We start from the raw sequence: 11,828 nt of genomic DNA on the forward strand, positions 1-11,828 counted from the left end.
GATTTATAAAAATGCAAAAGATATTTCTAAAGCAATTTATACTTAACAGTTTAGGCTATTTACATTTTATCTACATACTAGGAATTTACGATTTCATCTACTGATTTGTTTACAAATATCTTGTTCAACAATAGGTTCTTGATTGCAGTTGGTTCTACAATATTTTCTAACTGTTCAAAATTTCCTATCAGGATAGGATAGTAATCTTGATCAACATCGGTAATTCCGTGAGAACCTTTCACCAAGCTTGAATCTAATGGAGTAATGTCTAATACTGCTCGGATACCAATTTTTTTCAATATTAGTTTATAGATTGCTCTAGATTTGGATGTCATGAACATTTCTACAGGATCATATCCTGGTTTTTTATGTATATCTACCATTCTAGCGTAATCTGGTGCTTTTGCATCATCCTCCCAGAAGTAATATGTAAACCAAGCATTCCTTTTCGCCAATAAAACTAGGTCTCCAGACCGTTCATGGTCTATGCCGTATGCTGCTTTATCTTCTTTGTCGAGGACTTTGTCAATTCCTGGTACATCTGCCAACAGTGCTTTTACTTTTTGTTTTGTAGCTTCAGATTTGGTATAGATATGTGCTATTTGATGGTCAGATACTGCAAATGCCTCCGACGCAGCAGCATCCAAAAGTTCTAATCCTCTCTCAACTCTGATATCCAGTAGTCCTTCCTTTCGTAAAATTCTATTGATATGAATAGGTTGGTCAACAGGACCTATTCCGTATTCAGAAATCAATACCACTTCTACTTTTCTTTCCTTAAAAAATGTGACCATCTTTTCTACCAATTCATCAATGAGTTTAAGCTCAACTGCTGTTTGTTCACCTTTTGGGCCAAATTTTTGTAAGCAATAATCTAGATGTGGCAGGTATATTAAGTTTAATGTTGGTTGATGTTTTTCTTCGACATACATTGCAGCGTTTGCAATCCAATTTGATGAAGTAATGTTTGCATTAGGTCCCCAAAAATTAAACAATGGGAATTTTCCAAACCTGTCAGTTAATTCATCTCTTAGGCTGCTAGGATAGGCATAGCAATCAGGCATCTTTCTTCCATCGGCTAAATAATTTGGCCTAGGGGTTGCCGAAAAATCGGCGCCATTGTACATATTATACCACCAAAACATTTGAGCGCATGTGAATGCTGGATTCATTTTCTTTGCGGTGGTCCAAATATTTTCACCTTGAACCAGCTTATTCGATTGCTTCCAAAATTGGATTTCAGATGCAGTTTCATCAAACCAACCATTTCCGACAATTCCATGTTCACTCGGGGTAACACCAGTTAAATAAGTCGTCTGAGCAGAGGTGGTGAGGGCAGGCAGAACCGGTTTAATATGTCGTAGTCTGTTCTCCTGTATGAATTTTTGAATAAAAGGTGTATGTTCTCCAATAACAGAGCTTGAAAGCCCAACAATATCAATTACAGCAATTCTTTTCATCTTAACTCTTTATTTTTTCCACTAACCAATTTATTTCCCTTGATATGGACTCCTCAATCGGGACCTGCAAAGTTTTGGGCAATACACCCCAAGTATAGGTTTCTACCTCAATATGATTGGTTCTTTGTTTCTCATTATGCAATCTAACAACCTTTAAGATATCTTCCTGTGTAGAATCTAGTTCTCCATAGCTTTCCAAAAAAATTGGTACATGGAAATGACTTCTCCATTCCACGTGGGTAGAATCATTACTGTCATTCAATGCATCTGGCAAATCTTTGTATTTTATCAAATTACCCGTACTATCCTTTGCAATTACTTGATGCAAATAGATAGGTTCGTTAAATTCTTTGAGCTTGTTCTTTTGCTTTTCTCTTGTTTCAGAATCCTCAGACAATTTCACTTTCAATGCAGAACTTACCTGGAACTTACCTATTTTAATCTTCAGTTCTTCAAGCTTGGCCATACACTTTTCATGATCTTCGTATTCTAGTGCAAAATGGCAAACGTCATAGCATAAACATATATAACGATTTATAATTGCCTTGGCTTGATCAGCATCCAATTTTTCTTTTTCCTGAAAGTACGAAATGGCCATTGGAATCAATTCTTCGCAGTACCACTCGATAAATTCCTGCGAATCTTCAAGCATGCCATCAGGTTCTGGTTCAATATCTAAATGCATATATTTTCCAGTAGTGACCTCTTTTTGGAAAAGGTATTCAGCTATGAGCAAAATATTTTTTGTACACAGATCTCTTTTGGACTTCCATGCCTGACTTTTGTCTTCATACCAAAATCGATAGGAAAGGGGAGAGGTAGAAATTCCACCTTCTTGTCCATTCTCCAACAGCTCGTTTAAAAGGTCAAATAGAGTTTTGGTATATTGAAATCTTTCCGCACTTGTCCAATCGGGAGCATGTACTTGATCTTTAACTTCTTTAATATGGAAATCACCATAAGGGAAACCATTCATTGTAAAAACATAGATTCCATTATCTTTCAACCATATCTTAAATTCCTGCAATTTCTGAGGATCTTTAAGATCTTCTGCTGCTTGTGCTGAAAGCCTTAACCCTAGTCCGAAATCTTGGTCGGGGGAAACTGCAGCTTTTATTTTTGGCAAATGCTTCTTCAATTCTTGAAAGTGATCCTGCCATGCTTCGCCAGGATGAATATTGCTGCAATAGGATATATGTGAATTAGCTAGCTTCATAAACTGGGTTTTGATCTTGACAAAAATTCTTGAGCAAATCAAGAGTCTTTAATACCAATGGATAATCTAAGTGGTGATAATCTTTGCCAACACCTAATTTTTCCAATAACACAATTGTTAATTTACCGCCTAGATGCTCTTGAAAATCCAACAACCCTGAAAGAAGAATAAACCTTGCTTCTTCAGTATCTAAAATTGGATGATATATAGGCAAACCTAACTTATTCATGAGCTCAACAACTCGATATGCTTCTTCCCGAGTGATATTTCCAATCAGATACGAGTAAAGCACATCAATAGAAATCCCAATGGAAACTGCCTCTCCATGCAATACCTCAAAATCAGTCATCTGCTCTAATTTATGGGCACTCCAATGGCCAAAATCAAGTGGCCTCGATGATCCTAATTCAAATGGATCACCATTACGGATATGTTCTAAATGTTTGTCAGCACATCTGAAAATCAAATCCTCCATTTCTGAAGAATTTCTTTCTTTTATCTTTTCAGCATTATTCTCAATCCATTCATAGAATGATAGATCCTTGATTAATGCTACCTTTATGGCTTCAGAAACACCCGCTATCCATGACCTTTCATCCAATGTTTCAAGGAATTCAAAATCGTTGAATACAGCTTTTGGTGGGGCGAATGTCCCTAAAAAGTTCTTCTTACCTTTAAAATTCACCGAATTTTTAACCCCAACACCCGAGTCATTCTGAGATAATACCGTTGTTGGAATTCGAATATGTTTAATCCCTCGATGGGATATCGTTGCTGCAAAACCGACCAAATCCAATATGGCTCCGCCTCCTATACCTACAATGTAGGAATGACGGTCGATACCGTACTGATCTACAGCCTGAATAATATTGTCCAAACAAGTTGGGTCATTCTTGCAAATCTCTCCGCCGGGAATTACCAATGGTTCACTTGCAAGGATAAAGTCTTCGGATTCCATAAAATAATTCCGAATCTGTTCAGCAAGATTAGAATGTGCATCCATAAAACCTTCGTCAATAACAAATAGAATTTTCTGTTTGAAACCGGGATTACTTTGGTCTGTTAAAAAATTTTTAAAAAGGTTGTTCCCCAAAGAAAATAATCCCTTGGTGAAGAAAACATTATATTGGTATTCTATAGTGAATTTTTGTTCTAATACGCGTTCCATATATTGAGATTTAGGTTACGGCAAATTTTTTAGCTAGGAAAATCGAAACAGGTAAAATAGCACAGATTGCTAATGCCAATACCCAATAACCCGAGATTGCTATCCAACTTGCATTCATTAAAATCAAAGCCAATACGCCAAACTTGACTGACTTCCGAACATCCTGTGGTGCTAATGATTTCAATGCCTTAAACAAAGGCGAAGCAATCATAACTGTGAAAAACAAGATAAATATAAATGCCAGATAATTTTTACTGACAAAAGCAAAATAGATTAAAGTAAGGATCACAAGTGCATACAGCCCCATGGATACCAAAATGGCTGTTTTATTATTACCATAAACTTCTCCTCGACTAATGTTAGTAACAGCAGCAATGTAAATAATAGGTACAATGGCAAGATAAAAATAGCTTAGCGAGTCTGGTAGAACTGCCATTCCCAATAACAAGTTCAATCCTCTACATGAACCCATTACAATTGGCCCAGCAATAAAATTGTGTTTTGCTTTCCCATTATACAGTAAGCACATCAACACAATTGCCAATGCAATATAAAAGGCTGTCATATTAACCTGATAGGCTAGAAAACATCCAAGTGAAAATGCAATAGTACCTAATATTGCTGCCGATGATTGTTTAACCTTTCCTGAAGGAATTGGCCTTTCTGGTCTTTCAATTTTATCTAACGCAGCATCAAAGACATCGTTGAATACTATGCCGCCAGTATATAGCAACATACTTGACAAAGTAATCCAGATCAAACTTCCGGTTTCAGGTAGCTCAGATTGCAGGAAAAGACAGGCTAATGCGACACCAGCTAAAACATCAGATATTGCTGTTAAAACATTGGAAGGCCTGATTAATTGGATCCATGCTTTCAACATAATCAGAGAATTAAGAAATAATAATCGAATCCTTATTTACTCTAGGTTGTTGTCCGCCACGAAGTATGGTATTACCTTCAAACTTTTCATTTGGATCTGCAAATAAAGTTTTGTCTAGATCATTTAGATCCATATGGTTGCTAACTTGAAAAGCATCCAATGCATTTTGGAAACAAACTTTTTCTACATCTTCTCTGGAGATACCATGTTGTAGCATCAATGCTGCAGTTTTAGGCACAGCCAATGGGTCGCTTATTCCCCAGTCAGCAGCAGAATTTACCATAATTCTTTCTGAACCATACTCTTTGACAATCTCAACCATTCTTTCATTACCCATTTTGGTAAAAGGGTAAATAGTAAAACCCGCATAAAACCCTCTGTCCAACACCTCTTTTACGGTTTCTTCTGAATTATGGTCGATAATAACTGTTTTAGGATCAAGACCATGTTCTACTGCCACATCCATGCTTCTTGTAGTTCCCTTAGTTTTGTCGCGATGCGGAGTATGAACCTGGACAGGTAGTCCGGCTTCTTTTGCGAGCTCTAGTTGAGCCCTGTAATATTTGTCCTCAGCTGGAGTTTGATCGTCATAACCGATCTCCCCAATTCCTAATACACCCTCTTTATAAATAAAATGAGGAAGTAATTCCATTACTTGTTCTGCTAATGCCTCGTTGTTTGCCTCTCTAGAGTTGAGACCTATAGTGCAGAAATGTCTAATCCCAAATTGAGAAGCCCTAAATCTTTCCCAACCAATAAGGCTACTGTAATAGTCCTTAAAAGTATCAATCCCTGTCCTTGGTTGACCAACCCAAAATGCAGGCTCAATCAACAAAAGAACTCCCGCATCAAACAGCGCTTGGTAATCATCCGTCGTTCGTGAAACCATATGTATATGTGGATCCACAAATTTCATCCCTTTAATTAATTCAAAGTCTAACGGCATTGGTCTCCCCATGCTCGCTAAGTCTCTATTTAATTCTGTACACATTCCTGTCTGATTTTAATTTTTCTCTAATAATTCTGGGCTAGTCTTGTTTTGCTGTTTTAAGATCTCTACAGCTCGAGGTGGTAGGTGATCCTTTGCCAGTTCCCATAACATAGGGTTGATCTCTCGCTTGGCGGAATCACGTTCATAAATATAGTCAACAATAGAATTTGAGAGATTTTCATTATTACGGTCATATAAACCGTAAATCTCCCTTATTTCCTTGCCGGTGAAAAAACTCTTTAAAACTAATTGGTTCCAAGCTTCTTCCTCCAAGTAAAGAGCAGGATATTTATTCCGCTCCATAATGGCTTCTTGAACCGGACCAATATTGTTACGGATACCTTCCTTGCAACGCTCAACCCAAATCCTTGGAAATTGATAAATATTCAAAGCCGAATACAAGGCTACAAGCTCTTGCATGTCAGCATAATTGAATAACTTTTCTATAAAAGTAAAATAAGGTTCCTGTTGATCTTCTATTAATCCTAGAAGATAAACTCTAGCAAGTCTAAGTACAGTCCAATTCTCAACAATCAATGGATTGTCATCGCTTTGGACCATACTTACTAATTTGTCCTTGCTATTATTTAATTTCCTGCTCAATGAGGAAAAAATTCTTACAAAACTGCTCGAATAATTATCTGCAATCGCCTTTTCACATTCTTCCATATAACTCTTTTCCTCTGCTGTCAGCATTTGGAACAAAGTTTCTCTCACTGTTGCTTTCCATTCCATGGTACGGATAATTATTTTATAATGATTATTTCAAGATTTTAATCTGCATGTCTTTGTATTCAACTTTCATAGGTGGACCAACATGCACTTGAACACCTATCAATCCTTTGTCCTTACGGTTTTCAGGATCATTGTCGACTACCTCAGCGATTACTTTACCATTGATGAAATGTGTCAGTTTATTTCCTTCAGCTACAATTTCCAATTCATTCCAATCATTTGGTTTTAAAATAGATTGAAGCTCTTCTGGTGTTGCAACTGAATCAATAATTTTCAGATTTGTCCAAGCATTGTTCTTGGACTCACCTTTATTTCCGTCTGCAGGATTTAAGATTTCAGTTCGTTGGCCACGGTAAGCTAAGGTCGTGCGCTTACGTTCTTCATAGTTCTGACCCGTGTAGTTGTTCTTGCCGTCAATGTCAGCTTGATATCCTCTCAACGCATTCGGAACTTCAGTGAAACGATCGCTTCTGTAATTTACACCACTATTTCCATTTTCGGAAATTTTAAACTTAGTTTTCAGTGAAAAGTCACCTATTTCACCACCTTTCCAGATCAAAAAAGTATTGTTTTTTAACGGTTCTTGGTCTTCTCGAATCTCTCCGGAAAGAACGCCATTTTCCATTTTCCAATACGTAGAATCTCCTTCCCAACCCGACAAAGAGTTGTCCTCAAACATGGCCACATAGCCTTCTTCCAAGCCTATTGTATCAGTCGATGTGCTGTCAACTTTGCTGTTTTGTTCCGCATTTGTACCGTTGCAAGAACTCAGTAAAACGGTCGCTGTAAGACAGATACAGCTAAATTTGAATATTTTTTTCATGATGAGAATTTCGTTTGATTATTTGTTCTTCCAGTCAACATGTGTGTCTTCCCATCTCCGGTTGTTGGCTGAGTTGATGACCGCTTCACAAACCTTCTGAGTCTCTAGTGCATCGCGGAAGGTAGGGTGGCATTCTTCGCCAGTTTCTAGAGTTTGTAAAAAATCTGCTACTTGATGAACAAATGAATGTTCGTAACCTACTGATAGACCAGGAACCCACCATTTATCCATGTATGGTTGATCGCCATCGGTAACATGAATAGATCTCCAGCCACGAACAGTAGAATCATCAGCGTTGTTGAAATACTCTAACCTATTTAGATCATGAAGATCCCATTTCAAGGAACCTTTTTCTCCATTGATTTCAAATGTGAAAAGGGCTTTGTGACCACGTGCATAACGTGTTGACTCGAATAGACCTAATGAACCATTGTCGAAATGACAATGGAATAAACAAGCATCATCAATTTTAACATCTTCCATCTTTCCAGTTTCATCATGAACACGTTGTTTAACAAAGATTTCTGTAACGGATGAAACATCTTTAATACCTCCATTAAGCCACATAGCAAGATCAATACAGTGAGCTAAAAGATCTCCTGTTACGCCAGATCCTGCAGCATCAGCATCCATCCTCCAGAATGCAGCGCCTCCTTGTGGAAGATTCTCATTGATCGTCCAATCCTGTAGGAAATTAGTGCGGTAATGAAATATCTTACCCAATGCGCCACTATCTACAATCTGTTTGGCCAAGGTAACCGCCGGTAATCGACGGTAATTGTACCAAATTGTGTTTTTCACCTTATTGGATTCTACTGCATCAACCATTTTCTCCCCTTCTTCAAGTGTTCTAGAAAGTGGTTTTTCACATAATACCATTTTGCCAGCAGCAGCTGCAGCAACGGCAATTTCCATATGCATATTATTTGGAGTACATATGTCTACCGCATCAATATCATCTCTTGCTATCAGTTTTTTCCAATCGGTTTCATATGATTCATATCCCCATTGTTCAGCAAAAGCCTTGACCTTGTCTTCACTACGAGCACACACAGCTTTCAAAACTGGCGTATATTCCAGATCTGGAAAAAAGTTACTTACACGTTTATATCCATTCGAGTGGGTTCTTCCCATGAAGCCACATCCGATTAATCCTATTCTTAATTCTTTTTTACTCATGATTTTTGATTTATTCTGACCAACCATTCAAATCCCGCACATCGATCATCGTTTTCAAGATTGAATTCCATGTTTCTTGTTTGTGCATTACTTCATTAGGGAACATACATCCATCCCAACAGATATGATTGAATGCTTTCGTCAGGTTGCCATTTTCATCTCTCAACCAATATCCTGCATCCTTTGCGATATCCAATCTCCCGTTCGGGTCTGTCGGAAGGCAATGTCTGCCGGTCTTATCATGTGAACCCGATCCGAATACTGTTCCATCATTCTGAGCAACGTGGAAATCAATTGTCCATGGACGCAACTTAGAAGTCAAGAATTTCAAGCCTCTTTCCAGTTCTTCGCGGTCCTCCCATTGGAAATCTTCTTTCAAGATGCGGTCTTCTGGCGCATTATATCCCAGTAAATAAAGGAAAGTGTGCGACATGTCCGCTTGGAATCCGATGTTGTCACGATCCACCATTTCTAATGTATCCAACATGGATTTCCAACTTTGCATTCCTCCCCAGCAGATTTCACCCTCAGCCGCTAAGCGTTCTCCATATTCTGCCGCAGCATCACAAGCACGACGGAAAGTATCAGCTATTAATTTAGTCCCTTCAGTAGGATTCTTTGCCCATTCTTCAACGCTAGTAGCTGAATCTATGCGAATAACATTGTTCGTGCGAATTCCTTCTTTTCTTAATTTATAACCAAATTCTGAAGCTTTTCTCACGACTTCCACAAAACGGTCACGATCTTCCTGCGAACCCATTGCTGATCCACCATCAGGTGGCCAAATAGGAGCTACTAAAGTCCCGATCGAAAGACCATACTGTCCACCTATCTTATCGACTACACTTTTTATATAATCATCCGAAGGGTCAAGTTTTACGTGCGGATCAAATAATCCTAAATCAACACCATCGAATTTTACTCCATTTACTTCTGCATTGGCCGTTTTTTCCAAAAGCTCATCCAATGAAATGATAGGCTCATGGTCTCCTTTTCCAACAATGCCTGGCCATGTAGCATTATGTAATTTTGGGAAATTGTTCTTGCTCATAACTAATTCTATTTATCAATTATTAACCTTTTACATCTAAATCTGGGTTGTCAGGACCAAAGTGTTTTAGCATAACAATAGGGTCTGTTTGCGAAAGATTCTGAATAGTAACCCCTCTTTTTGCTGCTTCCTCCGATACGAAGAATTCATCATTGGTCAATTGACCATAGCGGATTAAAGCTGGTGTTTCAATTGTCCAGTCATTCATTTTGCCATAACCTTGCATCATGATCAAGCCGTATGCCGCAGCATCGGTGATCGTTACAGTTTGCCCCGGGAATACTGTTAATTCCTTAGCACTGAATGCCGTGGATTTATAGCATACCCATTTCTCTGAATAACCAGCATTTTCCATTTCTTTCTCATCTTTCACAGGTAGGGGAGCCATAAACCTATTCTTCATCATGTCAGGGTCAACATTCAGATCCCAGTCAATGATATCCATCAAGGCATCGTAATCACCTTTCATATTTTCAGGAACTCCTTTCCACAACAACTCTTCAGGTATAATTGCTTCATTGACCAATGATTGGTACATCGCGAATACATCTGATGCTTTTTGAGGTTCGTAGGTACAAAGACTACCTGGTGCGTGCAATAGACCAGGAGGAACGTCCCAACCTGTCCCTGGTTCTAAACGGTAAGCCTGAGAGTAGTTGGTTATTTTATTATCTCCTTTTGCGAAATTTTCTAAACATTCTTTGATAGTTTCTTTAGAAGTTCCAGGAGCAATTCCCATAAATGTATAAGGGAAATCACCACCATGGTTGTTGAGCTGCGGCGGGAAATAATAAGCTTCAGGTTTTCCTTGTTGCTCAATTAAAGCCGCTTTTTCATCATTGTGATGGATATGATGCGGAAGAGGACCCATATTATCAAAGAATTTTGAATACATAGGCCAACTTTGGTATTCGTCCCATAACCTATTTCCAATCAGTTTTCCTTTTAATTCGTTGACACAATCCGCCAACAATACCTGCTCTGTTTTTCCGTTTTCTTCATATACAACAAAACTCAAACCTTCGAATTCTCCAGTAAGCGGACCATTTTTAGCTGGTGTAGTGGATGAAAACCATCTTTCATCTATACCACCTCTTTCACCACCTAAGACATAATAATCATCGGGGTGTAGCTTAATCCGTCTTCCTGGTACACAAAAAGATCTAGGAACCCAGTTTGGGGCTAGTCTCAATATTCCTTTTCCTTGTTCGAATGCTTTTTCAATGATGCTCATTCTATTTATTTTTATAGGTTTATATACTTGTTTACAAATTCGTTGATGGAGGTAGAAGTATTCAATATACTGATTTCTAAATTATATTTTCGCTTCTCTCCGGGTTTCAATTGGATTAATTCCCCACGCTCACGCATAAGTTTCTGTCCAAGAGGGGGATTTGTGCCAGGTTCGAGGCCCGTCACATATTCGCCTTTTCCCCAATGTTGCCAATTCGTTAACCATGGCAATTGGTTTTTGTTAAAACTTAATTTCAGAGCAAATCCTAATTTTTCATTGTAGATTCCACATTCAGCTTTTCCATCTGATGTTGCTTCTACATCTATTAGGGCTGCTTCTTCACCAGAACCGCTGTGATCTACACGTGGCTCTTGGCAAGTACGGAAGTCTTGACCTTCCTTGAATATTTTGTTGTCTTCCCCTGTTTCACGAGACGTCCAAGACCCTTTCCATAATAGCTTGGCTCCCGAATCAATAAAAGGCCATCCAAAGTTGAAATGGTATAAAATCATATGGGAAGAATTGATATTACCAACATTTTGAACTTCGTCATCCAAATAAATAGTTGGTTGACCAAGGGTACATCTTATGGTGCGCTTAACTTCGATGTTATCTCCTAAGGGATGGCCCTGAAATATTTTTGCTGTAATGGACATCTCCAGGTCCCCATTTGAGGGGTCTGGTTGCTTCACCGCGATAAGTTCTGCAGGACTATTGCTGTATTGGTCATGCAGCCCTCTCATTCCATATTCATCTTCCTCAGGTCCACCAACATGTGTCACTCCGCAAGTAGTCAATAAACCGCCTCCAAAAGTTCGGAGCCAATCTACTCCCTTATCAGAGAATGGCTGTGGAGCCGTAACTCCCAGTCGGCTCAGCCAACTCAAATTAAACTGGTTGAAAGAAGCATCCGCAATATCCAATCCCCTGTCGATAACAACTTTAAAACGTAATCCTGCTCCTGTATTGAACCATGCAATACGTGTTCCTTTCCCTCTGCCATTATCTAAAATGGAAGTTTCAATGCCTCCAACTTGAGCAATATGGGAGACTTTATTCAACCAGTCTTGATTTGAGTTTTCCAATTT

Annotated in this window: 11 protein-coding genes; all 11 read right to left on the reverse strand. The window is 38.6% G+C overall.

The window, feature by feature from the left end; translation table 11 throughout:
* Positions 1 to 77: 77 nt before the first annotated feature.
* From CRT24_RS15220 to CRT24_RS15270, 11 genes are read right to left on the reverse strand one after another with little or no spacing between them, the layout of a single operon-like run.
* On the reverse strand, positions 78 to 1,460 hold the full coding sequence (locus CRT24_RS15220) for an alkaline phosphatase family protein (protein ID WP_099372060.1): 1,383 nt from the start codon (positions 1,458 to 1,460) through the stop codon (positions 78 to 80).
* Between the two features lies 1 nt (position 1,461).
* On the reverse strand, positions 1,462 to 2,676 hold the full coding sequence (gene eboE, locus CRT24_RS15225; protein WP_099372061.1) for a metabolite traffic protein EboE: 1,215 nt from the start codon (positions 2,674 to 2,676) through the stop codon (positions 1,462 to 1,464).
* Positions 2,663 to 3,844 carry a 3-dehydroquinate synthase gene (locus tag CRT24_RS15230; protein ID WP_099372062.1) on the reverse strand — a complete coding sequence of 394 codons (1,182 nt, stop codon included), beginning with the start codon at positions 3,842 to 3,844 and terminating at the stop codon, positions 2,663 to 2,665. The genes eboE and CRT24_RS15230 overlap by 14 nt, the downstream gene beginning before the upstream one ends.
* Before the next feature lie 10 nt (positions 3,845 to 3,854).
* Positions 3,855 to 4,727, reverse strand: coding sequence for a UbiA-like protein EboC (gene eboC, locus CRT24_RS15235; RefSeq protein ID WP_099372063.1), 873 nt, complete (start codon positions 4,725 to 4,727; stop codon positions 3,855 to 3,857).
* 10 nt (positions 4,728 to 4,737) lie between these two features.
* Positions 4,738 to 5,718 (reverse strand): TatD family hydrolase, encoded by a 981-nt coding sequence (locus tag CRT24_RS15240; protein WP_218962643.1) that lies wholly within the window; start codon positions 5,716 to 5,718, stop codon positions 4,738 to 4,740.
* A gap of 12 nt (positions 5,719 to 5,730) precedes the next feature.
* Complete coding sequence (locus tag CRT24_RS15245) at positions 5,731 to 6,453, reverse strand: EboA domain-containing protein (protein ID WP_099372065.1); 723 nt, start codon at positions 6,451 to 6,453, stop codon at positions 5,731 to 5,733.
* Between the two features lie 25 nt (positions 6,454 to 6,478).
* Positions 6,479 to 7,276: a DUF1080 domain-containing protein gene (locus tag CRT24_RS15250; protein WP_099372066.1), complete on the reverse strand. Its 798-nt coding sequence runs from the start codon at positions 7,274 to 7,276 to the stop codon at positions 6,479 to 6,481.
* Between the two features lie 18 nt (positions 7,277 to 7,294).
* Entirely contained in the window at positions 7,295 to 8,455 is a 1,161-nt protein-coding gene (locus CRT24_RS15255; protein WP_218962644.1) for a Gfo/Idh/MocA family protein, read from the reverse strand.
* 10 nt (positions 8,456 to 8,465) lie between these two features.
* Positions 8,466 to 9,506 carry a sugar phosphate isomerase/epimerase gene (locus CRT24_RS15260; RefSeq protein WP_099372067.1) on the reverse strand — a complete coding sequence of 347 codons (1,041 nt, stop codon included), beginning with the start codon at positions 9,504 to 9,506 and terminating at the stop codon, positions 8,466 to 8,468.
* A gap of 22 nt (positions 9,507 to 9,528) precedes the next feature.
* Positions 9,529 to 10,740, reverse strand: coding sequence for a hypothetical protein (locus CRT24_RS15265; protein WP_099372068.1), 1,212 nt, complete (start codon positions 10,738 to 10,740; stop codon positions 9,529 to 9,531).
* Between the two features lie 11 nt (positions 10,741 to 10,751).
* Positions 10,752 to 11,825, reverse strand: a complete 1,074-nt coding sequence (locus tag CRT24_RS15270) for an aldose 1-epimerase family protein (protein WP_099372069.1) — start codon at positions 11,823 to 11,825, stop codon at positions 10,752 to 10,754.
* Positions 11,826 to 11,828: the final 3 nt, after the last annotated feature.

Source organism: Sphingobacterium sp. 1.A.5, assembly GCF_002734235.1.
Taxonomy (GTDB): Bacteria; Bacteroidota; Bacteroidia; order Sphingobacteriales; family Sphingobacteriaceae; genus Sphingobacterium; species Sphingobacterium daejeonense.

What these genes read in the sequence shown, in the direction of transcription:
- CRT24_RS15220 (WP_099372060.1), bottom strand. Translation starts at nt 1,460, where the DNA reads ATGAAAAGAATTGCTGTAATTGATATTGTTGGGCTTTCAAGCTCTGTT.
- eboE (WP_099372061.1), bottom strand. Translation starts at nt 2,676, where the DNA reads ATGAAGCTAGCTAATTCACATATATCCTATTGCAGCAATATTCATCCT.
- CRT24_RS15230 (WP_099372062.1), bottom strand. Translation starts at nt 3,844, where the DNA reads ATGGAACGCGTATTAGAACAAAAATTCACTATAGAATACCAATATAAT.
- eboC (WP_099372063.1), bottom strand. Translation starts at nt 4,727, where the DNA reads ATGTTGAAAGCATGGATCCAATTAATCAGGCCTTCCAATGTTTTAACA.
- CRT24_RS15240 (WP_218962643.1), bottom strand. Translation starts at nt 5,718, where the DNA reads ATGTGTACAGAATTAAATAGAGACTTAGCGAGCATGGGGAGACCAATG.
- CRT24_RS15245 (WP_099372065.1), bottom strand. Translation starts at nt 6,453, where the DNA reads ATGGAATGGAAAGCAACAGTGAGAGAAACTTTGTTCCAAATGCTGACA.
- CRT24_RS15250 (WP_099372066.1), bottom strand. Translation starts at nt 7,276, where the DNA reads ATGAAAAAAATATTCAAATTTAGCTGTATCTGTCTTACAGCGACCGTT.
- CRT24_RS15255 (WP_218962644.1), bottom strand. Translation starts at nt 8,455, where the DNA reads ATGAGTAAAAAAGAATTAAGAATAGGATTAATCGGATGTGGCTTCATG.
- CRT24_RS15260 (WP_099372067.1), bottom strand. Translation starts at nt 9,506, where the DNA reads ATGAGCAAGAACAATTTCCCAAAATTACATAATGCTACATGGCCAGGC.
- CRT24_RS15265 (WP_099372068.1), bottom strand. Translation starts at nt 10,740, where the DNA reads ATGAGCATCATTGAAAAAGCATTCGAACAAGGAAAAGGAATATTGAGA.